Source organism: Paraburkholderia sp. J7 (assembly GCF_905220155.1).
Taxonomy (GTDB): domain Bacteria; phylum Pseudomonadota; class Gammaproteobacteria; order Burkholderiales; family Burkholderiaceae; genus Paraburkholderia.
Genome location: NZ_CAJMYZ010000003.1, coordinates 129,469 through 152,331 on the forward strand (window position 1 = coordinate 129,469; position 22,863 = coordinate 152,331).

Below are 22,863 nucleotides of genomic sequence, written 5' to 3' on the forward strand. Positions count from 1 at the left end.
CGCCGCTTCAGCGCGGCGCGCCGAGATCGGCATCGAGCCGCTTGCGCAGGTCGCGCACCACGCGTGCGGCCGGCACGAGCCACCACGTAGGAGCCGCCACGGAGAAGTCATACGCGAGCGCCGTTTGCGCGGCGCCAGTCGTGTGCGCCCGGCACCGGAACGCCACCACCTGGCGGCGCGTGCCGGTTTGCGAGCCAGGCGAGAAACGCATGACCGCACGCAGCGCGAATTGCGTATCGTCGGGCGCGGCGTCGTACGATTCGATGCTCCACTCGGCGCCGTAGTGCGCCTCGTGACGCAACGCCGCGCTCACGCGGCGGCGCGTTTCGTCGCCGGGCAGCGCCACGGGGTGCTCGCACCCGGCACGCCCCGCGCGGTACAGCGTGCGCTGCGACCAGCCCCAGCCGAACGTGAGCACCACGCCGCCCGCCACGAGCGCCCAACGCAGAACATGGGCAAGCCAGCGGCCAAGCTCGAAGCGCGCGATGGGCGCGAGCAGCAAGCCCACGATCCAATGCGCGATCACGAAGATCACAATGCACGCGAACACGCTCGCGGCGAGCGTCAGCAGCCAGCCTCGCGAAGGGTCGTCGAGTTTCGCAAACAGGAAATCGCGCACGCCTGAACGCGCCTGCACGTCAACGGCTTGAGGCTCGGCTGCGTCCTGCGGCTCGCCTGGTTGCCCAGCCTCCGCTTCGTCGCGCAATGCCGTGAGCTCACCGTGCAACGAGTCGCGTTCGGTGCGCATGCGCTGGATCTCGTCGAGGGTACGCGTGCGCTCGGCGCGCAGCCCGTCCAGCTCGGCGCGCACGCGTTCGCGCTGTGCCAGCAGTGCCTGCATCTGCGCGTGCAACTCTTCAGCCTGCGCGACGCTCAGCGCGGCGCGGCTCACCGGCGCCGCGTGATGCACGGACCAGTAGGCCTCAAGCAACTCGCGCGCCTCCTTGACGCGCTTGAACTGGTCGTCGGCCCAGCGCATCGAGGCGGCCGTGGGGTGCCGCCATTTGTCGGGATGCAGGATCTGCGCGAGATGGCGATAGTGATGCTTGATGTCCGCCTCGCTCGCCCCAGGCTCCAGATCGAGCCGATAGTAGAGGCGGTCGTAATCCACGGGTCGGTAATCGCGGCCTGGCATGACCTGTATGTATTCCTTAGTGGATGGGTTGGCAGGCGGCGCAACGCCTGCCTGTTCAAGTTAGCGTAATGCGCCCGGTCCGGCAAGGAAAGCGCTGCGGCGCGCGCCTGCACGGTTTCAGTGCGGCCGCCCCGCCAGCAGGCGGCTCAACGTAGCGAACGCGATGGCCGGCAGTTCGTGCAGCTTGCGCACGACCACGGCGTTCGGATAAAACGCCTCGACCGCGTCGTCCAGTATGCCGATGCCGACCAGCTCGATGCCCTGGTCCGTCACCGCCTGCACGCGCGCGAGCAGGTCGGTGCGCAACACGGCCGGGTCGCCGTCGCTGGTCGAAGGATAGCCGTCCGAGAGCACGAAAAGCAGCCGCCTGCGCGCCCTGCGCTGCGCGAGCCGCGCCGCCGCCCAGGCGAGCGCTTCGCCGTCGGGGTTCTCGTGGCCGCACTCGATGGCCGCGAGCCCGCTCAAGTCGCGCGAGTCGAAGCGCTTGAACACGCGCAGATCCAGCCGCTCGACGAAGCGGTTATAGACCCGCAGATTGGCGCCGGCCGCGCGCTCACGCTCATAGCGCGCGCGCATTGCCGGCGCTTCGATCGAACTGTAGCCGAGCACTTCCGAATCGAAAGCGAGTTGCGTGAGCGCGTCGGCGAGTGCCGCCGCGCACAGGCGCGCCAGTTCGATCTTGCGGCCCGCCATCGAGCCGCTCAGGTCGAGCAGCAGCGTGACCACCGTGTCGCGGCCACTCGCTTGTCGCGCCACGCGAAACGGCGTGCGGTAGCCGCGCGAGGCAGCGAGACGCGCGAGCGCGGCGCGGTCGATCTCGCCGCGCTCCTGCTCGCGCTTCCAGTGCGTGAGTTCGTCGGCCTTGAGCACGCGCTCGAGCTGCGCCTTGAGCGCGCCGGTCTCCGCGCGCGCCAAAGCGCGCAGCTTGCGCCAGGCGGTGGCGTCGCCGCGGCCCGTGAGGTCGGTGACGACGTCGAATGCGGTGGTCAGCGGGATCGACAGGCGTGGACGCATGTGCGCGGGGCCGCGATTGGCGGCGGCGTGCGGCGCGTCCGCCTCGGAAAGCGATGCACCGGCAGCGGAATCGGACTCCGTGCTCGCGCGCGCCGAAGCACCGCCGTCACGCTCGCGGGCGTTTTCTGGCTGCGCGGCGCCGCCCGGCGCTTCGACTTCGTCTTGCGCACCGAATTCATCCATCGCCTGCGCGAGCCGGGCCGCTTCGTCGTCGAGGCCTTCGGCCGACCCCGCCGTCTGCATCATGTTGTTCGCGCCGCGCGATGCGAGCGAACGCACACCCGCCACGATCGCCGCGGCTGCACGCAGGCTCGCTTGCGTCGACTGGCTCGCACGAGCCGCGTCGAGCGGACCGTCGATCGCGCGCAGCGCGGCGGCGAGCGCTGCGGCGTCGCGCTCCAGCACGCCCGGCGCTTCGCCCCACAGCGTGCGCTCGATCGCCCAAGCCAGGCGCTCGCGCCATGCCAGTTTCGGCCAGCGCCGCGCGATGTCGTCGCTGCGCTGCGCGCGCCAGCTTTGCGAGTAGCGTCGCGCGCCAGGGAACGTTCGCGCGAGCTGCGCGAGCACGCGACGGTCCTCGATCGCCTGCGCAATACGCCCCGTCACGCCGGCTTGCGGCGCGTCGAGACGCGCCGCCTGGCTGTAGCGATGGCGCGCAGCCAGCAAGTCGAGCGCGCCGAGCAGTGCGGCTTCATTTGCGGCTTCATTTGCGGCTTCATTTGCGGCTTCATTTGCGGCTTCATTTGCGGCTTCATTCGCGCCTTCGCTCGCGAGGCGCGCGGGCAGAACGAAGCGTTCGCCTTCCACGCGCGGCTCGCCCGCGCCGAACGTCACGCTCACGCGCGTGTCGCCGGTCAGCACGCGCGCAAGACGCCCGAGCGCGCCTTCGGGATCGGCGCCCGCCGTCAAGCCTTTCGTTTCGTCCCGCAAGCTGGACACAAACGCCTCCGCACTCACGCGTCGAAGATCACGTGATGACGAATGATGCTGCGTATGAGCGCTGCATCGTCCGCGCTCACCTTCGCGTAGATTGCCGGTCCCGCCGCGCGCTCTACATCGCCCGTGCGCAGCATGAGTTCGGCCCAGTCGATCAGGCGCCGCGTCGAAAACGCGCTCGCGAGGTCCTCGCGGGCGAACGCCGCGCGGCAGTCGGCGGCGACGGCAGCGAGTGTCTGCGCGAGCGGCCGCGTGAGCACCGGCAGCGTGCGCAGCAATACTTCGGTTTCCTCTTCAAGCGAGAGATAGTCGAACAGGTACACGCGCCAGCGGTCGAGAAACGCCTCGTTGAGCAGGTTCGCGCCCTGGTACAGATGGCGGTACGCGCTCATCGCGCCTGCGGCATTCGCGGTGGCGAAGAGGCGAAACGACGGATGCGGCTCGACAATCTCGTTGCCGCGCTCCTTGAGCAGCAGGCGGCCGTTCGGTTCCAGCACGGCGGTGAGCACGGCAAGAATGGACGGCTCGGCAAAGTCGAGTTCGTCGATGATGAGCCAGTAGCCCTCGCGCATGGCCACGGGCAGCACGCCGTCCACCCAGATCGTCTCGCCGCCCTTCACGGTCCAGAAACCCACGAAGTCGCCAATCGTGGTCTGGCCATTCATGTTCGCGCGCAGCACGCCATAATTCGCGCGCGCGGCCACCTGCTCGATGAAGCTCGTTTTGCCCGAGCCCGTGTGGCCGATCAGCATGACACGGCGATTTTCTACGATGTCCTGAACGATGTCGTCGCCGCGTCCGGTGAAAAGATAAGCCGCGTTCACGCGCGGCACCAATGCGTTCGGCTCGCCGCGCGGCAGATCAACGGTGCCGATGCGTACGGTGGGCGCTTCAACTTGTGCACGGGTTTGAGCGGCTCTCGCCTCACGCGCCGCTTCGACGGCTTGCCGCAAGGCTGCCGAAAACGTGCCGCCCGCTTGTGCGGCTCGCGCTTCATCGGCGCGCTGCGCTTCGGAAACGAAGCCCTCGCGACGCCACTTGAGCAGCTTCGCTTCGAGATTGTCGAGGTCGATTTCGGTGTCGATATCGACCTTGTCGTCCTCGCCCTGGCCGTGCTCGATGCGGTACATATGCGCGCGTGCGGAAGGCGAAACGCGCCACCATTCGCGCGCGCGGCCGGCGCCGCGGGTGTAGAAGCCGAGCGGGTCTTCTTCTTGCAGTGCGGGATCGGATGCGTTCATGGGCAGTCAATACAGGGCGCTGGCGCGCGGTCCGGAAATTCGTCTCATATTACCGGTGCGTGTCGCAGTGCGCAAAAGCGCGGCAATCAGGAACACGCGAGAACCACGCCCGTGCTTCCAGCACACGTCGAGCCATGCTAGCGTGACGACCGCCATACGAGGCAAGCACGCCTCCCCTGTCACCCGGAGACTCCCATGCCCCAAGCCGCGCCGCCCGAACTCGACGACGAGCCCGGACGCGGCCGTTCGCTCGCGCGCCACTACCCGCGCGGGCTGCAGATCGAGCCGCACACGCATACCTGGGCGCAGGTGCTCTACGCTGTCTCCGGCGTCATGTGGGTCGAGGTGGAGCGCGAAGCGCTCGTCGTGCCGCCGCAGCGCGCCGTGTGGCTGCCGCCCGGCACGCAGCACGCCATTCATATGCTGAGCGCCGTCGAGATGCGCAATCTCTATCTGCACGAGTGCGACAGCCGGCACCTGAGCGAGCGCTGCGAAGTGTTCGAGGTCAACGGCCTGCTGCGCGAACTCATCACGAGCCTCGCGGAACGCGCGCGCGAAGACGACGCCTGGCTCGACGCGGCCTATCGCCTCGCGTCGATCGAGCTTGCCCACGCGCCGCGCTCCACGCTGCGCATTCCGCTGCCCGACGCATCCGACCGCCGCCTCGCCACCCTGTGCCGCGCAGTAATCGACAACCCGTCGGCCGATATCGGCTTCGAGCAACATGCGGCGTGGGTGGGCGCAAGCGTGCGCACGCTCTCGCGGCTCTTCACGCGCGAGCTAGGCATGGGGTTTGCGGAGTGGCGCCGCCAGGTGCAGCTCGCACTCGCGGTATCGCGCCTTGCGGAAGGCGAGCCTGTGAGCGCCGTGGCGCGCATGCTGGGCTATCTGCCCAGCAGCTTCAGCGACATGTTCCGCCGCGAACTGGGTGTGCCGCCCAGCGAGTTCCGGCCCACCGGCACACTGGGCGGCACGGCGGGCTTCGCAGAGGAAAGCGCGGCGCAGTGACGCGCGCGCGTGCGCATACCGCAGATCAATGCGGCGGCAGATCGCCCACTAGCGGAAACATGTCGGGCGTATAGCCCATATTGAAGTAACCGGCCCGTGCATACGTGGCGATGCGTTCGAGGTGCTCGGTTTCGCGCGAGGCATCGCGCGGTTCGGGCTCGTCGCCCTGCGGCGCGGGCGGGCTGTTCGCACGGCCGCGCCGCGCAAACCACGCCGGCATCGACAACTTCGACATTGCGGACTCCTTGCAAGGCGTTGACCCCTTCCAATCTAGACAGTCATCGGCGCACACGCAAACAAGCATTTCTGCGTTGCATTGCACACCGCGACCGGTGCTCCCCGATCACCGGATGCGCTCGCTGTAACCGCCTGAAAACCTTACAAATAACTAACGTTTCGAAATTGGCGCACGAGTTGGTTAGACTGCGAGTCTTGGCCTTCGCTGCATGGCAGGGCCTGGCTTCGACGGCATAACAATCATGAGAATGCGTATGCAGCAACTCGACAGTCACCGGCAGCAATTCGCGGCAGACAAGCCGTTGAACGCGCCGATACGGCTTCTCCACACCGCCTCGCGCGGTGGTCCGACCTCATGGAGGCAGGCATGAGCGACGTCCCGCAGACGCAACCCGCGCCCCAGCCACCCCCGCCGCCCGCCCCCCCGCCGCAGGCGCCGAAGCGCCGCCGGCTCGGCCCGCTCATTCTCGCGATTGTCGTGATCTTGCTGATCGTGCTCGTGGTCGTGCACATCATGCGCAACAAGAAGACGGAGCACGGCGCCGCGCCGCAGGTCGTGACCGTGGCCGCCGCCACGCTCGGGCCCATGCCCGTGACGCTCAACGCGCTCGGCACCGTCACGCCTGTCGCCACGGTCACGGTTTTGCCGCAAATCAGCGGCTACCTCACCGAGGTGGGCTACAAGGAAGGCCAGGATGTCGTGAAGGGGCAGTTCCTCGCGCAGATCGACCCGCGCCAGTACGAGATCAGCAAGGAACAAGCCATCGCGCAGCTCGCCAAGGACCACGCCCTGCTCGCCCAGGCGCGCGCCGACCTCGTGCGCTACACGCAGTTGAACGAGAAGCGCTCGATCGCTGAACAGACGTACAGCGACCAGCGGTTCCTCGTCATGCAGTACGAGGCCGCGGTAAAGGCCGATCAGGCCAACGTGAGGCTCTTCGAACTCGATCTGATCTATTGCCGCATCACCGCGCCGGTGTCGGGGCGCGTGGGCCTGCGGCTCGTCGATCCGGGCAACTACGTGACCTCGTCCAGTTCCACGGGCATTGCCGTCATCACGACGATGAAGCCCACCACCGTCCAGTTCGCGATTCCGCAAACCTCGCTTGGCAGCGTGCTCGAGCGCGTCAACGCTGGCGCGAAGCTGCCGATCAGCGTGTACAGCAGCGACAACACGCGGAAAATCGCCACCGGCACGCTCTTCGCGCTCAGCAACCAGATGGCCACGGCCACCGGCACGGTTACGCTGCGCGCAAGCGTACCCAACGACGACGAGGCGCTCTTTCCGAACGAGTTCGTCAATGTGAGGCTGCTCGTCGACACGCTGCAGAACGCCGTGCTCGTGCCCACGCCCGCCGTGCAGACCGGCGCGCCCGGCGACTATGTGTACCTCGTGAACGCCGACAACACCGTGTCGGTCCACAAGGTCACGCTCGGGCCGAGCGACGGCCGCTATACCGTGATCTCCGCGGGCCTGCAGCAGGGTCAGCACGTCGTGACCGACGGCCTCGACCGCCTCAACGACGGCGCGAAGATCCAGCCAGCAGGACCGCGGCCCGCCACGCACGCCGGCGCAGCAGGTGCTGCGAGCGGCGCGAGCGCGCCGCATCACGGCAGCGCACCCGCAGCATCGAGCGCCCCCGGCGCCACGGCGCCGAACGCCTCCGACGCGAGCGCCGCAGCCTCGCAAGCTGGTTAAGCCCCGGACCCAGCGCCGATGAATATTTCGCGTCTCTTCATCCTGCGGCCGGTCGCGACTTCGCTCCTGATGATCGCGATGGTGCTGATCGGCCTCGTCGCGATGAAGTTCCTGCCGGTTTCCTCGCTGCCCGCGGTGGACTACCCCACCATCCAGGTGCAGACGTTCTATCCGGGCGCGAGCCCGAACGTGATGGCGACCACCGTCACGGCGCCGCTCGAAGTGCAGCTCGGTGAGATCCCCGGCCTGCAGCAAATGATCTCGTACAGCTCCGAGGGCGCCTCGGTCATCACGCTGCAATTCGACCTCTCGCTGAGCCTGGACGTTGCCGAGCAGAACGTGCAGCAGGCCATCAATGCGGCGAACAGCTTCCTGCCGAGCGGTCTGCCCGCACCGCCGACCTACGCCAAGGTCAACCCGGCCGACCAGCCCATCCTCACGCTTGCGATCACGTCGAAGTCGATGTCGCTCACGCAGTTGCAGGACGCGGCCAACAACCGTCTTGCCACAAAAATTTCCGAAGTGCCGGGCGTGGGCCTCGTCACCACCGCGGGCGGCAACGTTCCCGCCGTGCGCGTGGAGGCCGACCCCCAAAAGCTCGCCGCCTACGGCCTGAATCTCGACGACCTGCGCACGCTGCTCGCCAACGTCAACGTGAGCAATCCGAAGGGCAACTTCGACGGCCCCGAGCTCAACTACACGATCAATTCGAACGACCAGATTTCGGACCCGAAGGACTACGAAGACACGGTCGTCGCCTATCAGAACGGCTCGCCCGTGTTCATGCGCGACGTGGCGCGCGTGTCCACGGCGGCGCAGGACGTGGAGCGCGGCGCCTGGTACAACAAGGCACCCGCCATCGTGCTGAACGTGCAGCGTCAGCCGGGCGCGAACGTGATCGCAACCGTCAACCAGATCATGCGGCAGTTGCCGCAGCTCGAAGCGTCGCTGCCCGCGGGCATGCAGGTCACGGTGGTGTCGAACAGCGTAGGCGTGATCCGCGCTTCAGTGAGCGACGCGGCCTTCGAACTCGTGCTCGCCGTGGCGCTCGTGGTGGCCGTGATCTTCGTGTTCCTGCGCAACCTGCCCGCCACCATCATTCCGAGCATTTCGGTGCCGGTCTCGCTGATCGGCACGCTCGCGCTCATGTACGAGCTAGGCTACTCGATCGACAACCTCTCGCTCATGGCGCTCATCATCGCCACGGGCTTCGTGGTGGACGACTCGATCGTGATGATCGAGAACATCGTGCGCTACCTGGAAGAAGGCGACAAGCCGTTGCAGGCGGCGCTCAAAGGCGCAGGGCAGATCGGCTTCACGATTCTTTCGCTGACCATTTCGCTCATTGCCGTGCTGATTCCGCTGCTCTTCATGGGCGGCGTGATCGGGCGCCTCTTCAGCGAGTTCGCAGTGACGCTCGCGGTGACCATCGTGCTGTCGGCCGTGGTCTCGCTCACCGTCGTGCCGATGATGTGCGCGCGCATTTTGCGCGCCCAGGCCGAGCGGCACCCCAGCCGCTTCGAGCGCATCAGCGAAGGGCTCTTCAACAAGACGCTGAACGCCTACGAACGCGGCCTGCGCTGGGTGCTCGACCACCAGGTGCTCACGCTCGTTGTTTTCGCGGTGACCGTCGCGCTCACCGGCCTGCTCTATGTGGTCATCCCCAAGGGGCTTTTTCCGGTGCAGGACGTGGGCGTGCTGCAGGGCATCAGCGTGGCCGACAACTCCATCTCCTACCAGGCGATGGTGCAGCGCCAGTCCGCGCTCGCCGAGGAAATTCTCAAGGACCCCGATGTGGTTTCGCTCACCTCGTACGTGGGCATCGACGGCATCAACAACACGCTCAACAACGGGCGCTTCCTCATCAACCTGAAGCCGCACGACGACCGCTCCGAAACCGCCGACGAGATCGGGCGGCGCATCCAGCAGTCGGTCGCGAACGTGCCGGGCGTGCGCCTTTACGTGCAGCCCGAGCAGGACCTCACGCTCGACACGACGGTCTCGCGCAACCAGTACAACTTCGTGCTGCGCGGACCGAACCAGGAGGCGTTCGACCAGTACGTGCCCGCGCTCATCGCGCGCATGAAGCAGATCACGTCGATTCGCGACGTCACGAGCGACCTCAACACGGACGGCCTTTCCGTGAACGTCGAAGTGAACCGCCAGCTCGCGGCGCGCTACGGCATCACGGCGGCGACCATCGACAATGCGCTTTACGACGCGCTGGGCCAGCGCATCGTTTCGACCATCTTCCAGCAGTCGGACCAGTACCGCGTGATTCTGGTCGCGAAGCCCGAGTCGCTGCCCACGGTCGAATCGCTTGGCGACCTGTATCTGCCGAGCCAGACGAGCAGCGAGGGTCAGGTGCCGCTCAAGGGCATTGCGAAGATCAGCATCACGCGCTCGCCGCTCATGATCAGCCACCTCGCGCAGTTCCCGTCGGTCACGATCTCGTTCAATCTCGCCGATGGCGCCTCGCTTTCCGCCGCCGTGCGCGACGTGCGCAAAGCCGAGGCCGCCGTGAATCTGCCGCCCTCGATCACCTCGTCGTTCCAGGGCGCGGCGCAGGCGTTCGAGGATTCGCTTTCCAGCGAGGTGTATCTGCTGATCGCGGCGCTCGTGGCTGTCTATATCGTGCTGGGCGTGCTCTACGAGAGCTATGTGCACCCGGTCACGATCCTCTCGACGCTGCCCTCGGCCGGCATTGGCGCGCTGCTCGCGCTGATGATCGCGGGCAAGGACCTGGACGTGATCGGTATTATCGGCATCGTGCTCCTGATCGGCATCGTCAAGAAAAACGCCATCATGATGGTGGACTTCGCGCTCGAAGCGGAGCGCGTGCACGGCAAGCCGGCGCGCGAGGCGATTTTCGAAGCGTCGCTGCTGCGTTTCCGGCCCATTCTCATGACCACGCTCGCGGCCATGCTCGGCGCGCTGCCCATGCTGCTCGGCAGCGGCACGGGCTCGGAGCTGCGCCGACCGCTCGGTCTTGCGATCATCGGCGGGCTCACGCTTTCGCAGTTGCTCACGCTCTTCACGACGCCCGTGATCTATCTGTACTTCGACCGGCTCGCCGAGCGATTCGGGCGCAAGCGCAAGCCGGAAACCGACGCAGACAGTGACGCAGAAGGCGGCTCTGGCAACGGCGCGCCACCCGCGCCCGAGGGCACGCCGTGAACCTCTCGGCGCTCTTCATCCGGCGGCCGGTCGCGACGTCGCTACTCGCGATCGCGATCCTCATTTCGGGGATGCTCGCCTTTTTCCGGCTGCCGGTCGCGCCGCTGCCCAACATCGCCTATCCGGTGATCGTGGTGCAGGCCAACATGGCGGGCGCGAGCCCGGACATCATGGCGTCGACCGTTGCCGAGCCGCTGGAGCGGCGCCTCGGCACCATCGCCGACGTGAGCCAGCTCACGTCAATCAGCAACACGGGTTCGTCGCTCATCGTGGTCGTGTTCGGCCTGAACCGCGACATCAACGGCGCGGCGCGCGACGTGGAGGCCGCCATCCAGGCCGCGCGCGCCGACCTGCCCACCACCTTGCGCAGCAACCCGACCTACCGCCAGTACAACCCCGCGAGCGCGCCGATCATGGTGCTCGCGCTCACGTCGGACACGCTCACCAAGGCGCAGCTCTACGATTCCGCCGATTCGGTCATCATGCAGCAGCTCTCGCAGGTGGACGGCGTGGGCCAGATCACGCTGGGCGGCGGCGCGCTGCCCTCCGTGCGCGTGGAACTGGAGCCCAGCAAGCTCAACAGCTACGGCATCGGGCTCGAAGACGTGCGCGCGTCCATTGGCGCGGCCAACGCCAACAGCGCGAAAGGCCATATCGACCAGGGCAACCAGCGCTACACGGTGCTCTCGAACGACCAGATCAGCAACGCCGCACCGTTTCGCGACGTCGTGATCGCTTATCGCAACGGCGCGCCCGTGTTCCTTCGCGACGTAGCCTCGGTCATCGACTCCAACGAAAACATCCGCAACGCGGGCCTCTACAACGGCAAGTCGGCCGTGCTCGTGATCGTCTACCCGATGCCCGGCAGCAACGTCGTGAAGACGGTACAGCAGATTCGCGCGCGCCTGCCCTCCATCGAAGCCGCGCTGCCCGCCACGATCAAGGTGGACGTGGCGGTCGACCGCTCCGAGTCGGTGCGCGCCTCCGTGGCCGACACCGAGCGCACACTCTTCATCGCCGTGCTGCTCGTGATCGGCGTGGTGTTCGTGTTCCTGCTTTCGCCGCGCGCCACGCTCATTCCGGCGGTGGCGCTGCCGCTTTCCATCGTGGGTACGTTCGGGCCCATGTATCTGCTCGGCTACAGCATCGACAACCTCTCGCTCATGGCGCTCACCATCGGCACCGGCTTCGTGGTGGACGACGCCGTGGTGGTGCTGGAGAACATCGTGCGCCACGTCGAGGCCGGCATGGAGCCGAAGGAAGCGGCGCTCAAAGGCGCGGGCGAAGTGGGCTTCACGGTGCTCTCCATGAGCCTTTCGCTCATCGCCGTGTTCCTGCCCATTCTGCTCATGCCCGGCATCGTGGGCCTGCTCTTTCACGAGTTCGCGATGACACTCTCCATCGCGATCCTCATCTCGCTCGTGATCTCGCTCACCGTCACGCCCACCATGTGCGCCTACGTGCTCAAGCGCGAAGCGCTGCACCACAAGCCCTCGCGCGCGGCCGTGTGGATCGACGCGCAGTTCGAGCGTTTCAAACAGTTCTACTCGCGCACGCTCGACGTCGCGCTCAATCACGCGCGGCTCACGATTTTCGTCTTGTTCGCGCTGCTGGTCGGCAACGTGTTTCTCGCGCGGCTGCTTTCCGGCACGTTCTTCCCCGAGCAGGACACCGGCATTCTGATCGGGCAGATCATCGCGGACCAGAGCATTTCGTTCACGGCGATGGAGAAGAAGCTCGCGCAGCTGCAGGCCATCGTGAAGGCCGACCCCGCCGTGCAGTCGGTGGCGGGCTTCACGGGCGGGCGCGCGCTCAATACGGCCACCGTGTTCGTCGAACTGAAGCCGATTGCCGAGCGGCGCCTGACGGCCACCGAGGTCGTGAACCGTCTGCGCCCCAAGCTCAATGCCGTTTCCGGCGCACGCCTTTTCATGCAGGCGCAGCAGGACCTGCAGATCGGCGGGCGGCAGTCGGCGGCCGAGTATCAGTACACGCTGACGAGCGACGACGCCGACGCCCTCTTCACCTGGGTGCCGCGTCTCGTGGACGAGCTGAACAAGCACCGCGCCCAGATGACGGATGTGAACTCGGACCTGCAGCAAAACGGTCTGGAGGCCTACATGACGGTGCAGCGCTCGACCGCCAAGCGCTACGGGTTCGATCCAAACCAGGTGGACAACGTGCTCTACGACGCCTTCGGCCAGCGCACCGTTTCGACCATTTACAACGCGATCAACCAGTACTTCGTCGTGATGGAAGTGGCGCCGCAATACTGGCAGTTTCCGCAGTCGTTCCAGGACATCTGGCTGAGCACGGCGGCAGGCAACGCGAGCGGCGCTGCGCAAACGCAGATGCCGTCGAGCGTCATCTCGGGCGTCACGCCATTCACGGCCGTGACCACGACCAGCTCGACGAGCAGCAACACCAACGAGCGCAACGCCAATGCGGTGGCCAACCAGCAGAACAACGCGATTGCCAACAGCAAGGGCGGCAGCTCGAGCGGCAGCGCGGACAGCACGGCCGCCGAAACCATGGTGCCGCTCATGGCGCTCATGGACTGGAAAACGCGCCATACGGCCACGCAGGTCAATCACCAGGGCACCGAAGTGGCGGGCACGATTTCGTTCAACCTGCCCCAGGGCGGCTCGCTTTCCGAGGCCAGCAACATCATCGAGCAGGCCGAGCGCAATATCGGCATGCCCGCCTCCATTCACGGCGCGTTCGCAGGCGCGGCGCAAGCCTACGCGCAGTCCATGGGCGTCGTGCCGCTGCTCATACTCGCTGCGCTCGCCGTGGTGTATATCGTGCTGGGCGTGCTGTACGAAAACACCATCCACCCGCTCACGATCCTCTCCACGCTGCCTTCGGCCGGCATTGGCGCGATCCTCGCCATGCTGATCTTCGGCACGCCGTTCTCGGTGATCGCGATGATCGGCATCATCCTGCTCATTGGCATCGTGAAGAAAAACGGCATCATGATGGTCGACGTCGCCATCCAGTTGCAGCGCAACGAAGGCATGGAAGCGCGCAAAGCGATTCACGAAGCCGCCGTGGTGCGGCTGCGCCCGATCATGATGACGACCTTCGCCGCCGTGCTCGGCGCGGCGCCGCTCGCCATCGGCATCGGCCAGGGTGCTTCGCTGCGCCAGCCGCTCGGCGTGACGGTCATGGGCGGCCTGATCCTGAGCCAGGTCTTTACCCTGTACACCACGCCGGTGATTTACCTGTTCCTCGACCGCCTGCGCGCACGCCTTGCGCGCTGGGCCGCGCGCCTGCCGTGGAATCGCCAGGCCGATGAGAGCGCATCATGATGAAGACTTGCCTTGCCCCATCGAATCCATCGTTCATGCGAATGCTGACCTCCGCCGCCCGTTGCGCGGCCACGCGCGCACTGCCGCTCGCGCCTCTCAGCGCCGCGCTGCTGCTCGCCGGCTGCATGGTCGGGCCGGATTACCACCGGCCCGAGGTTGCCGTGCCCGCCACCTGGAAAGCGCTGCCCGGCTGGACCCAGGCCGAGCCCGAAGCCGCGCAGGGTCCCAAGGGCGACTGGTGGACCGCCTTCCAGGACCCGCTGCTCGATGAGCTGGAGCCGCTCGTCGTGGTATCGAACCAGACCGTGCGGCAAAGCTACGCGAACTACCAGGAAGCGCTTGCCGAAGTGCGAGTGGCGCGTGCGAGCCTCTTTCCGACCATCGGCATTACCGGCTCGCTTGCGCGCGAGCGCTCCTCCACGGGCACGCTCAGCAGCGTGAGCAGCATCACCTCCACGCCGAGCGGTGCGCGCATCGTCAACGGCGGCACGCTCGAAGCCAACGCGAGCTGGGACATTGACCTCTGGGGCCAGGTGCGCCGCCAGATCGAGGAACAGTCGGCCACAGCGCAGGCGAGCGAGGCCACGCTGGCCAACGCTACGTTATCCGAACAAATTGCGCTGGCGAACGCCGTGATCAATCTGCGTATCACCGACGCCGATATCGACCTGCTCACGCATACCGTGCAGGCATACACGGACTTCCTGCGTGTGGTGGCCAACCAGGACCAGGCGGGCACCGTCCCGCCGTCCGACCTCGTGTCCGCGCGCACGCAGCTCGAATCCGCTCGCGCGAGCCTGATCGCGCTGGGCGTGGCGCGCGCGCAATACGAGCACGCCATTGCGGTGCTAGTGGGCCGCAACCCCGAAGAGGTCGATATACCGCACAGCACGCAGCTTCCCGCGCTACCTGCCATTCCGGCCGGCGTGCCCTCCACGCTGCTGCAGCGCCGGCCCGACATTGCGACCGCCGAGCGCCAGATGGCGTCGGCCAACGCGGCGATCGGCGTGGCGGTGGCCGCGTACTACCCGTCGATCTCGCTCACCGCGCTCGACGGCTTCACGCAATCGCCGCTTTCGGGCCTGCTGCACATAAGCAACTACGTATGGTCGCTTGGCGCGAGCGCGACCCAGACGATCTTCGACGGCGGGCAGCGTAGCGGCCAGGTGGCAGCGGCGCGAGCGAGCTATGACGCGGCGGTGGCGAACTATCGCGGCACGGTGCTGACGGCGTTCCAGGGGGTGGAAAACGATCTCTCGGGCCTGCGCATCCTTGCGCAGCAGGCCGAAGTGCTCGACGCCGCCGTACGCGACGCCATACACGGCGCGCAGATCACGCAAAACGAATACGAGGCGGGAACCGTGGACTACACGACGGTCGCCACGGCGCTCGCCACCCAGGTGACCAATCAGCAGAGCGCGCTCAACGTGCAGCAGCAGCGGCTGCTCGATACGGCATCGCTGATCGGCGACCTGGGCGGCGGTTGGTCCGGCGAATTGCACGATGCGCAGCATCCGGCGCGGGCGGCGACGTCGGCTTCCGGCGCTGCAGCGCCGGCTGCGAGCGCGAGTGGTCCTGCGAACGTGGAGGCGAGCCGGACGCAGGGCGCCGTTCAGAGCCCCTGATCTCAGTCCGTGATCTCACGCCTGAGCGAAAGAACCCGCGCTACGTGCGCGGCTCCGTGTCCGAAGCGGCTGTCACAGGCATGGCGGAGGCTGGCAGCCCGAACACGGCATCGAAGATCAGGTTGTAGACGTAGTTGTAGACGAGGAAGAACACCGAGAGCCCGATATCCATCGCGAACGCCTCGATCAGCGGGACTTGCAGCGTGAGCGCGATCATCGGCACGAGAAACACGATGAGCCCGCCCTCGAAGCCGACCGCATGCGCAATGCGGCGCGCAACACTGCGGCCGCGTTTCGTCTGGCGCGCTTCCCAGCGCTCGAACAACAGGTTGAAGACGAAGTTCCAGCCGACCGCGATCAGCGACGAAATCACCGCCGCGGCGCCCGCGCGATTCATGCCGCTGCCCGAGAGCGAGGCGAAGCTGGAGCCGGTAATCAGAATCGCGATGCCTTCGAACAACGCGACGTATACGATGCGGCGTTTGATACCCTGCATGGACGAATGCTCCCGATGCGGCTCCCGTGTCGATCGCCGCGCCTGTTGCGAGTGCGGCGAAACCCTTCGCGAATCAACCCAGGTCGGTAAATACCGAAGCCGCAGACAAACGCGACTTCGGCAGCTTCGCGTTGAAGTCGTCGGTGCTGCGGTAGCCGAGACCGATCACCACGAGCGCGGTGAGGCCCTGCTCGCGCAGTCCCAGCTCTTCGTCGAGCGCCTTCGCGTCGAAGCCTTCCATCGGGCAGGCGTCGATCTCGAGCGTCGATGCGCCGATCAGCAGCGTGCCGAGCGCGAGATACGCCTGCTTCTCCATCCACGCGGGCAGGTCGTTGCGCTCGCGATGCAGGTTCACGTAGAACGAGCGCGTCTTCTCCTGACCGGCCTTCGCTTCGGCATTGGCGAAGCGGCCGTCCGCCTCTTCCTGCGCGAGCACTTCGGCGAGGTGGGCTTCGTCCATGTCGGTGCGCACGCACAGCACCACGACGTGCGAAGCGCGCGTGACCTTCGGTTCGTTGTATGCGAAACCTTCCATGCCGCGAGCGATACGCGCGCGCGCAGCGTCGCTTTCCGCCAGCACGAAGTGCCACGGCTGCGAGTTCACCGACGAGGGGCTGAAGCGGATCAGCTCCTTGAGTTCCGCGATGACAGCGGCGGGAATCTTGCGGGCGGGATCGAACGCCTTGGTGGCGTGGCGGGCTTTCGCGTAGCGGGTGAGGTTCAAGCGGTTTTCTCCTTCGTGTGCGGTCGGCCGAGGCAGCGCCCGGCAAGGCCGACATCGTACCAGCATCGCGCGCCGGCCGCGGACGCGGTCTGCGCGCGAGGCGCGCCTGCGCTATGCTTGACGGTTGACATTGCCGCGGCGGCCCGTGAGCCACGCGCCGAGGCCCGCAAGGAGAACACCGATCATGCGCCAGGCCATCCATCATCTGCCGGTGAACACGCGTACGCGCGGGCTCGTCGAAATCAGCCATGAAGTGCGCGCGTTCGTGCGCGAACAGCGCATCGCCACCGGCTTGCTCACCCTCTTTTGCCGCCACACGTCGGCCTCGCTCGTGATCCAGGAAAACGCCGATCCCTCGGTGCGCCGCGATCTCGAACGCTTTTTCGAGCAGCTCGCACCCGAAGATCCAGCGCGTTACGAGCACGACACCGAAGGCCCCGACGACATGCCCGCGCACTTGCGCACGGCGCTCACGCACACGCAGCTCTCGATTCCGGTCGAGCACGGCAATCCCGTGCTGGGCACGTGGCAGGGCATCTATGTGTTCGAACATCGGCGCGCGGCGCACACGCGCGACATCGTGCTGCATCTGATCGGCGAATGAGCCCGCGGGTGCATACACACCAATCCCGTACGCAAGCGCTATGCTTGCGTCTTTCGTTCAACCGACTCACCAAAGGTTGCCCCAAATGAAACAGTCCGCCGGTTCCATGATTTCCTTTACCCGCCCTGACGGCCAGTCGCTCCAGGGTTATCTCGCCAAGCCGGAGAAGGCCGAAGGCGCACCCGCCATCGTCGTGATCCAGGAGTGGTGGGGTTTGAACGACCAGATCCGCGGCGTGGCCGACCGGCTCGCGCAGGCGGGCTACCTCGCGCTCGTGCCCGACCTCTATCGCGGCAAGAGCACGGTCGAGCAGGAAGAAGCCCACCATCTGATGACGGGCCTCGACTTCGCGGACGCGGCCTCGCAGGACGTGTACGGCGCGGTCACCTACCTGAAAACGCTCACGGACCGCGTGGGCGTGACGGGCTACTGCATGGGCGGCGCGCTCACGCTGCTCGCGGCCACCATGGTCCCGGGCCTTTCGGGCGCCGTGGTGTGGTATGGCTTTCCGCCGCTCGACTACATCGATGCGAGCAAGATCACCGCGCCGATCCTCGGCCACTTCGCGACCCAGGACCAGGCGTTCAACATCGAAACCGTGGCGGAGCTCGAAACGAAGCTCAAGAACGCCAACGTCGACGTCGAATTCCATCGCTATCTCGCCCACCACGCGTTCGCGAACGAGACCGCCGTGGGCCCGACCCGCATCGCCATCACGCAGTACGACCCGGTCTGGGCGCAGCTCGCGTGGGACCGCTCGCTGACGTTCTGGGGCCGCACGCTGTGGCCGCAAGGCGCGGCGCGCTGAAGCGCTGACAGCGGCCCGCGCCGGCGCGCGGATCTGTCGTAGAATCGGCGTCGTCCCGCCTCGCGCGGCCGACGCCGATTTGCATTGCAGCGCCTTCGTCCCTCTCACGCTCTCGCGGAGACTTCATGACGCCGCTCATCCTCCAGCGCCCTGCGCTGCTCTTCATCGTGCTGATCCTGGTCCTGCCGCTCGCCGCCGGGCTCGGCTCAAAAGTGCTGCACCGATGCTTCCCGCTCGCCGAGGAAGCGCGCGAGAACTACAAGATCGTGCAGGGCGCGACACTCACGCTGCTCGCGCTGCTGATCGGCTTCACGCTCTCGATGGCCGTGAACCGCTACGACCAGCGCAAGAACCTGGAGGAAGACGAAGCCAACGCGATCGGCACGGAGTACCTGCGCGCCGAACTGCTTGGCGGCGAGGCGGCTGCCCAGACCAAGGCGCTGCTCGCGCGCTACCTTCAGGCGCGCATCCAGTTCTATGTCGTGCACGACGCTGCCGCACTCGATCAGGTCAACCGCAACACCAGCGAGCTCCAGACGCAACTCTGGGCGATCGTGCGCGATGCCGCGAAGGCGCAGCCGAATCCGGTCATGGCGCTCGTGGTCGGCGGCATGAACGACGTCATCAACTCACAGGGCTATACGCAGGCCGCGTGGGTCAATCGCATTCCCGTCGCCGCCTGGGCGCTGATGATCGTGATCGCCATCTTCAGCAACCTGATGCAGGGTTACGGCGCGTCCGGCCAGGTCGGCCGGCGCGTGCTGCTGCTCGTGCTGCCCATTACGGTGACGCTGTCGCTCACGCTCATCGCCGATATCGACAGCCCGCGCGGCGGCTTGATTCGCGTCGCGCCGATCAATCTGTTGAGCCTTGCGCAATCTCTGCCTGCGAATCCTTGAGCGCCGCTTCGCGGCGCCGCATGATCGCGCCCGTCCCCATCCAGCCATGAAAGTCATCCGTTCGAAAACCTTCACCGCCAGCCGCCCCTGGGGCGCGCTCGACATCGCCAACATGAGCGGCACCACCGTGCGCCTGCATTGGACCGACCAGCCGTACAAATGGCACGTCAACGACGGCGAGGAGGTGTTCGCCGTGCTCGACGGCGTGGTCGACATGCATTACCGCGAAGGCGGCGCGGAGCACGTCGCGGTGCTCGAAGCCGGCGACGTGTTCTTCGCGGGCGTGGGCTGCGAGCATGTCGCGCACCCGCGCGGGGAGGCACGCATTCTCGTGGTGGAGCGTGAAGGCAGCGTGTAAGCCGCGCCTTGCGGCGAAAAGACGGCACGCGCCGTTTCCACTACACTTGGCGGCCTGACTCCACTCCCTCCATCGGCCCCTGGCGCGTCTAACACGGCTCGCGCCCCGGCGCCGAAGGGCTTTCAGGACTGCAAGGACCTCGCATGAACGACCTTTCCGCATTTCCCATCACGCGCAAGTGGCCAGCGCTTCATCCCGAGCGCATTCAGCTCTATTCGCTGCCCACGCCCAATGGCGTCAAGGTCTCGATCATGCTGGAGGAAAGCGGCCTGCCCTACGAGCCGCATCTCGTGCGCTTCGACGCGAACGACCAGATGTCGCCGGAATTCCTCTCGCTGAGCCCCAATAACAAGATTCCCGCGATCCTCGATCCGAACGGGCCGGGCGGCGAGCCGCTCGCGCTCTTCGAGTCGGGCGCGATCCTCATCTATCTCGCCGACAAGTGCGGCCGCTTCCTCGCCCGCGAAGGCGCGGCGCGCTACGAAACGATCCAGTGGGTCATGTTCCAGATGGGCGGCATTGGCCCGATGTTCGGCCAGGTGGGCTTCTTCCACAAATTCGCGGGCAAGGAATACGAGGACAAGCGTCCGCGCGACCGCTACGTCGCCGAATCGCGGCGCCTGCTCGCCGTGCTCGACCAGCGCCTCGAGGGCCGCAAGTGGATCATGGGCGACGAGTACACCATCGCCGACATTGCCACATTTGGTTGGGTGCGCAACCTTGTTGGCTTCTACGAGGCGGGCGACCTCGTGGGTTACACCGATTTCAAGAACGTCGCACGCGTGCTCGCGGCGTTCATCGCGCGGCCAGCAGTCGAGCGCGGGCTCAACATTCCGCCGCGCGGCTAAGGCAAGTCGTGCGCGAGCGGCGTCATTGCGGCGCCGCTTTCACGCGTGCGGCGACCGAGTCGGCCACTTCGGCCGCCGCGCGGTCCACGTTCTTGCGGTCATCGGCGCGCGCCAGCACGAATTTGGCCGCCGCCACATACGGATTGAGCGCGATGGCCGCGCCGGCGCCCGGCTTCGCGTGGCTCGATTCGCTGTCGATCACCTGATAAAGCGGCTGCGGCGCCTGGGTGGCAAGGTTGTCCACTGCTACCGCCAGCTCGATCTGGCTTGCGCCCGAGCCGAAGCCCACCACCGCGCGCCGCAAGCTGTTGCCTTCGTCCACGCTCAGGAATACGCCGCGCACGAGCCAGCCCTGCGCGGGCAGCGGCGCGCCACTGGGCAGGCGGCGCGCGTCGAGCCCCTTCGCGCGCAGGTCGTTCACCAGCGCATTGGCCATTTTTGCGACGTCCTGATCGGCGCGCTGCTGCGGGTCGCGGTGACGCAGCAACGGTCGGGGCAATAGCCCGCCCACGTGCTCGCGCGCATTCTCCACAGGGTTCGAATCCTGTTTGACGTTGGCCGCGTCGAGTTCGAAATCCGTCACGTACACGACCGGCGCGCCAGGCGCAGGTCCTGGTGCCGCGGGCGCGCCCAGTACTTGCGCCGAAGCAAGCGGCGCGAACGCACACAGCCACAGCGTCGCAACCAGGTTCCAGTGACGTCGCATCTTCATGGCATGCTCCCGTAGATTGGCCATCAAACGTCGATCAGCCCGAGCCGCGTGAGGTCACGCGCGAGCGAATCGGTTTCGACGAAGTGACACGCCTGCAGACCCGCGTCGAGCGCGCCCGTGACGTTCGCTTCGCTGTCGTCGATGAAAAGCGTTTCCTGTGGCTGGGCGCCGATCTGCGCCACACAGCCAAGATAAGTCTGCGCAGCCGGCTTGACGGCGCCGAACGTCGCCGACGAATAGATTTGCGAGCCGAAAAGCTGCGCGACCGGCGGATTCAGATAATCGAGGTGATGCGTGACGAGCGAACAGTTGTTGGTCAGCACAGCGATGCGGCATCGCGCGGCCACGCGCTGCGCCAGTGCGAGCGCCGCCTCGTTCGGCGTGATCGAAGCGCGTCGCGAAGCGAGCCACACGTCGCGGGCCACCTCGCAGCCGAGCATGGCGCCGAGCGCTTGCAGATAAGCGTCGGGATCGATCTCGCCGGCGTCGGCACGCGCTTCGAGGCCCGAGCCCCAGATCGCGTGGCGCACGGTTGCAGGCGGCGCGCCGGTGGCGGCCGCGAGGCTCGCCACGCGCGCGTCGCGATCGTAGTGGGACAGCACGCCTTCCATGTCGAAGAGGACTACGCCGATCGCCGTCATCTGCCGCTCCCGCGATGAAATGTCCAATTGCGGTCCCTAACCCCGTCCGCTGCCGATCATACCGCCGGGCTGGCACAAGCGCGGCATACCATGATCGCGCCCTGAAACCGTCGATGGATTTTGGGTAAACTGGACCACATGGACACCTGCCGGTACTGCGGAAAATTGCGCGACGAATGGGATTGCCACGGGCCAGCGTGCCGCCAGGCGATCGCGCAGGCGCTGCGCCGCCAGCGCAAGGGGCTGCCGATGGTGGCGAACGTGATCCGCAACGAAATTCCCGCCGACGCCACCACAGGCCAGATCATCACTGTGCTTTCGCGCCAGCGGCAGCGCGCGCGGCGCGGCAACGAGGAACGGCGCGAGCGCAAGGCGCTCGATATTCCTGAAGGGGAGTGAGGCACGCCTAAGGCCCGCTAGAGCCCTTAGCCCCCGCTCTCATCCCCGCTCGCAGGCACGGAAATGCCGATGCGCGCGAACGTTTCCTCCAGATGATTCACGCACACGCGCACTTTCGCAGACTGCGCGAGCCGCGCCGGGTACACGGCCCAGACGTTGGCCGGCTGCGTGACGCCGGGCAGCACGCGCTGCAAGCGCCCGCTTTCCAGCAATGGCGCGACATCCCACATCGAGCGCAGCACGATGCCGCGTCCCGCCAGCGCCCACTGCACGGCCACCTCGCCGTGATTGGTGGAGAGCGGCCCGGCCACCTTCACCGAAACCGTTTCGCCATGCGCGTTCAAGCGCCATACACCGAACGGATGATCGCGTTCCTTGATCGCGAGACACGCATGCTCCGCGAGATCGGCAACCTCTTGGGGCGCGCCGCGCCGCGCGAGATACGCGGGCGCCGCGCATAGCACGCGATAGTTCGTGGCAAGACGCCGCGCGATCAGATGGCCGGCGATCTCGTCGCCGATACGCACGTCGAGGTCGAAGCCCTCGCCCGCCACGTCGACGAGCCGGTCGAACAGTTCGAGCCGCACGCTCAGTTGCGCATACCGCTCGGAAAGACTCGCGAGCGCAGGCGCGACGAAATTGCGGCCAAAGCCGAAGCTGCTCGACACGCGCAATGTGCCGCGCGGAATGCGCCGCGCGGTGGAGACGTCGTCCACGAGCCGCTCGACGTCGTCGAGGATCTTGCCGGCCGATGCATACACGCGCTCGCCCGCCTCGGTCATCGCGACGCGCCGCGTCGAGCGGTGCAACAAACGCGTGCCGAGACGCGCCTCGAGCACGCCCACGCGCTTGCTCACATAAGCCGGCGACGCCGAAAGCGCTTCGGCCGCCGCACTGAAACTCGCCTTGCGCGCGACCATGCAGAACACGCGCAAGTCGTCGAGTTCGGGCGACGCTACAGACTTCGGCGCTTTCGGTGCGTCCGGCATGT

The 22,863-nt window shown here is 66.7% G+C and carries 20 protein-coding genes; 11 read left to right on the forward strand and 9 right to left on the reverse strand.

Annotated elements, in window-relative coordinates:
- Window positions 1–7: 7 nt before the first annotated feature.
- The 3 genes from U5A58_RS06070 to U5A58_RS06080 all read right to left on the reverse strand — a co-directional run bounded on the left by U5A58_RS06070 (window position 8) and on the right by U5A58_RS06080 (window position 4,326).
- Window positions 8–1,135, reverse strand: coding sequence for a DnaJ domain-containing protein (locus tag U5A58_RS06070; protein ID WP_321960718.1), 1,128 nt, complete (start codon window positions 1,133–1,135; stop codon window positions 8–10).
- Window positions 1,136–1,252: 117 nt separating this feature from the next.
- Window positions 1,253–3,088, reverse strand: a complete 1,836-nt coding sequence (locus tag U5A58_RS06075) for a cobaltochelatase CobT-related protein (RefSeq protein WP_321960719.1) — start codon at window positions 3,086–3,088, stop codon at window positions 1,253–1,255.
- A gap of 14 nt (window positions 3,089–3,102) precedes the next feature.
- Window positions 3,103–4,326, reverse strand: coding sequence for an AAA family ATPase (locus U5A58_RS06080; RefSeq protein WP_321960720.1), 1,224 nt, complete (start codon window positions 4,324–4,326; stop codon window positions 3,103–3,105).
- Between the two features lie 195 nt (window positions 4,327–4,521).
- On the opposite strand from U5A58_RS06080, the gene U5A58_RS06085 reads away from it, so the two are divergent.
- The gene (locus U5A58_RS06085) at window positions 4,522–5,334 is read left to right on the forward strand and encodes a helix-turn-helix transcriptional regulator (protein WP_321915513.1); all 813 of its coding nucleotides are present in this window, start codon (window positions 4,522–4,524) and stop codon (window positions 5,332–5,334) included.
- Between the two features lie 25 nt (window positions 5,335–5,359).
- On the opposite strand, the gene U5A58_RS06090 is transcribed toward U5A58_RS06085, so the two are convergent.
- Window positions 5,360–5,569 carry a hypothetical protein gene (locus U5A58_RS06090; protein WP_321960721.1) on the reverse strand — a complete coding sequence of 70 codons (210 nt, stop codon included), beginning with the start codon at window positions 5,567–5,569 and terminating at the stop codon, window positions 5,360–5,362.
- 369 nt (window positions 5,570–5,938) lie between these two features.
- Between U5A58_RS06090 and U5A58_RS06095 the strand changes: the two genes are divergently transcribed.
- Genes U5A58_RS06095 through U5A58_RS06110 form a run of 4 tightly spaced genes read left to right on the forward strand, consistent with a single transcriptional unit; the run spans window position 5,939 to window position 15,383 of the window.
- A complete protein-coding gene (locus U5A58_RS06095; RefSeq protein WP_321960722.1) occupies window positions 5,939–7,270 on the forward strand; it encodes an efflux RND transporter periplasmic adaptor subunit in 1,332 nt (443 codons plus the stop codon).
- 18 nt (window positions 7,271–7,288) lie between these two features.
- Window positions 7,289–10,447, forward strand: coding sequence for an efflux RND transporter permease subunit (locus U5A58_RS06100; RefSeq protein WP_321915510.1), 3,159 nt, complete (start codon window positions 7,289–7,291; stop codon window positions 10,445–10,447).
- The gene (locus U5A58_RS06105) at window positions 10,444–13,758 is read left to right on the forward strand and encodes an efflux RND transporter permease subunit (RefSeq protein WP_321960723.1); all 3,315 of its coding nucleotides are present in this window, start codon (window positions 10,444–10,446) and stop codon (window positions 13,756–13,758) included. Before U5A58_RS06100 ends, U5A58_RS06105 begins: the two co-directional genes overlap by 4 nt.
- A 35-nt stretch (window positions 13,759–13,793) precedes the next feature.
- On the forward strand, window positions 13,794–15,383 hold the full coding sequence (locus U5A58_RS06110) for an efflux transporter outer membrane subunit (RefSeq protein WP_415774175.1): 1,590 nt from the start codon (window positions 13,794–13,796) through the stop codon (window positions 15,381–15,383).
- Between the two features lie 40 nt (window positions 15,384–15,423).
- Here the strand turns inward: U5A58_RS06110 and U5A58_RS06115 are convergent, their stop codons facing one another.
- Window positions 15,424–15,879, reverse strand: a complete 456-nt coding sequence (locus tag U5A58_RS06115) for a PACE efflux transporter (protein ID WP_321960724.1) — start codon at window positions 15,877–15,879, stop codon at window positions 15,424–15,426.
- 73 nt (window positions 15,880–15,952) lie between these two features.
- The gene (nfsB, locus tag U5A58_RS06120; protein WP_321960725.1) at window positions 15,953–16,603 is read right to left on the reverse strand and encodes an oxygen-insensitive NAD(P)H nitroreductase; all 651 of its coding nucleotides are present in this window, start codon (window positions 16,601–16,603) and stop codon (window positions 15,953–15,955) included.
- Between the two features lie 184 nt (window positions 16,604–16,787).
- Between nfsB and U5A58_RS06125 the strand changes: the two genes are divergently transcribed.
- From U5A58_RS06125 to U5A58_RS06145, 5 genes are all read left to right on the forward strand, one after another.
- Window positions 16,788–17,207, forward strand: coding sequence for a secondary thiamine-phosphate synthase enzyme YjbQ (locus U5A58_RS06125; RefSeq protein ID WP_321915506.1), 420 nt, complete (start codon window positions 16,788–16,790; stop codon window positions 17,205–17,207).
- Between the two features lie 85 nt (window positions 17,208–17,292).
- A complete protein-coding gene (locus U5A58_RS06130; RefSeq protein ID WP_321960726.1) occupies window positions 17,293–18,015 on the forward strand; it encodes a dienelactone hydrolase family protein in 723 nt (240 codons plus the stop codon).
- A 125-nt stretch (window positions 18,016–18,140) separates the two neighbouring features.
- Window positions 18,141–18,914 carry a hypothetical protein gene (locus tag U5A58_RS06135; protein ID WP_321960727.1) on the forward strand — a complete coding sequence of 258 codons (774 nt, stop codon included), beginning with the start codon at window positions 18,141–18,143 and terminating at the stop codon, window positions 18,912–18,914.
- 46 nt (window positions 18,915–18,960) lie between these two features.
- Window positions 18,961–19,272, forward strand: a complete 312-nt coding sequence (locus tag U5A58_RS06140; RefSeq protein ID WP_158762796.1) for a cupin — start codon at window positions 18,961–18,963, stop codon at window positions 19,270–19,272.
- Between the two features lie 143 nt (window positions 19,273–19,415).
- Window positions 19,416–20,120, forward strand: coding sequence for a glutathione S-transferase N-terminal domain-containing protein (locus U5A58_RS06145; RefSeq protein WP_321960728.1), 705 nt, complete (start codon window positions 19,416–19,418; stop codon window positions 20,118–20,120).
- Window positions 20,121–20,142: 22 nt separating this feature from the next.
- On the opposite strand, the gene U5A58_RS06150 is transcribed toward U5A58_RS06145, so the two are convergent.
- Together U5A58_RS06150 and U5A58_RS06155 are read right to left on the reverse strand one after the other, a co-directional pair.
- Window positions 20,143–20,832 carry a DUF4410 domain-containing protein gene (locus tag U5A58_RS06150; RefSeq protein ID WP_321960729.1) on the reverse strand — a complete coding sequence of 230 codons (690 nt, stop codon included), beginning with the start codon at window positions 20,830–20,832 and terminating at the stop codon, window positions 20,143–20,145.
- Between the two features lie 23 nt (window positions 20,833–20,855).
- Window positions 20,856–21,473 (reverse strand): HAD family phosphatase, encoded by a 618-nt coding sequence (locus tag U5A58_RS06155; protein ID WP_321960730.1) that lies wholly within the window; start codon window positions 21,471–21,473, stop codon window positions 20,856–20,858.
- A gap of 138 nt (window positions 21,474–21,611) precedes the next feature.
- Here U5A58_RS06155 and U5A58_RS06160 point away from each other — a divergent pair, with 138 nt between their 5' ends.
- Complete coding sequence (locus U5A58_RS06160; protein WP_158762800.1) at window positions 21,612–21,872, forward strand: hypothetical protein; 261 nt, start codon at window positions 21,612–21,614, stop codon at window positions 21,870–21,872.
- Window positions 21,873–21,898: 26 nt separating this feature from the next.
- Here the strand turns inward: U5A58_RS06160 and U5A58_RS06165 are convergent, their stop codons facing one another.
- Entirely contained in the window at window positions 21,899–22,861 is a 963-nt protein-coding gene (locus U5A58_RS06165; protein WP_321960731.1) for a LysR substrate-binding domain-containing protein, read from the reverse strand.
- Between the last annotated feature and the right edge of the window lie 2 nt (window positions 22,862–22,863).

Coding starts and splice junctions, on each gene's coding strand:
- U5A58_RS06135 (WP_321960727.1), top strand. CDS start 18,141: ATGACGCCGCTCATCCTCCAGCGCCCTGCGCTGCTCTTCATCGTGCTG.
- U5A58_RS06155 (WP_321960730.1), bottom strand. CDS start 21,473: ATGACGGCGATCGGCGTAGTCCTCTTCGACATGGAAGGCGTGCTGTCC.
- U5A58_RS06140 (WP_158762796.1), top strand. CDS start 18,961: ATGAAAGTCATCCGTTCGAAAACCTTCACCGCCAGCCGCCCCTGGGGC.
- U5A58_RS06115 (WP_321960724.1), bottom strand. CDS start 15,879: ATGCAGGGTATCAAACGCCGCATCGTATACGTCGCGTTGTTCGAAGGC.
- U5A58_RS06165 (WP_321960731.1), bottom strand. CDS start 22,861: ATGCCGGACGCACCGAAAGCGCCGAAGTCTGTAGCGTCGCCCGAACTC.
- U5A58_RS06125 (WP_321915506.1), top strand. CDS start 16,788: ATGCGCCAGGCCATCCATCATCTGCCGGTGAACACGCGTACGCGCGGG.
- U5A58_RS06100 (WP_321915510.1), top strand. CDS start 7,289: ATGAATATTTCGCGTCTCTTCATCCTGCGGCCGGTCGCGACTTCGCTC.
- U5A58_RS06150 (WP_321960729.1), bottom strand. CDS start 20,832: ATGAAGATGCGACGTCACTGGAACCTGGTTGCGACGCTGTGGCTGTGT.
- U5A58_RS06145 (WP_321960728.1), top strand. CDS start 19,416: ATGAACGACCTTTCCGCATTTCCCATCACGCGCAAGTGGCCAGCGCTT.
- U5A58_RS06160 (WP_158762800.1), top strand. CDS start 21,612: ATGGACACCTGCCGGTACTGCGGAAAATTGCGCGACGAATGGGATTGC.
- U5A58_RS06110 (WP_415774175.1), top strand. CDS start 13,794: ATGCGAATGCTGACCTCCGCCGCCCGTTGCGCGGCCACGCGCGCACTG.
- U5A58_RS06070 (WP_321960718.1), bottom strand. CDS start 1,135: ATGCCAGGCCGCGATTACCGACCCGTGGATTACGACCGCCTCTACTAT.
- U5A58_RS06130 (WP_321960726.1), top strand. CDS start 17,293: ATGAAACAGTCCGCCGGTTCCATGATTTCCTTTACCCGCCCTGACGGC.
- U5A58_RS06095 (WP_321960722.1), top strand. CDS start 5,939: ATGAGCGACGTCCCGCAGACGCAACCCGCGCCCCAGCCACCCCCGCCG.
- U5A58_RS06085 (WP_321915513.1), top strand. CDS start 4,522: ATGCCCCAAGCCGCGCCGCCCGAACTCGACGACGAGCCCGGACGCGGC.
- U5A58_RS06080 (WP_321960720.1), bottom strand. CDS start 4,326: ATGAACGCATCCGATCCCGCACTGCAAGAAGAAGACCCGCTCGGCTTC.
- U5A58_RS06090 (WP_321960721.1), bottom strand. CDS start 5,569: ATGTCGAAGTTGTCGATGCCGGCGTGGTTTGCGCGGCGCGGCCGTGCG.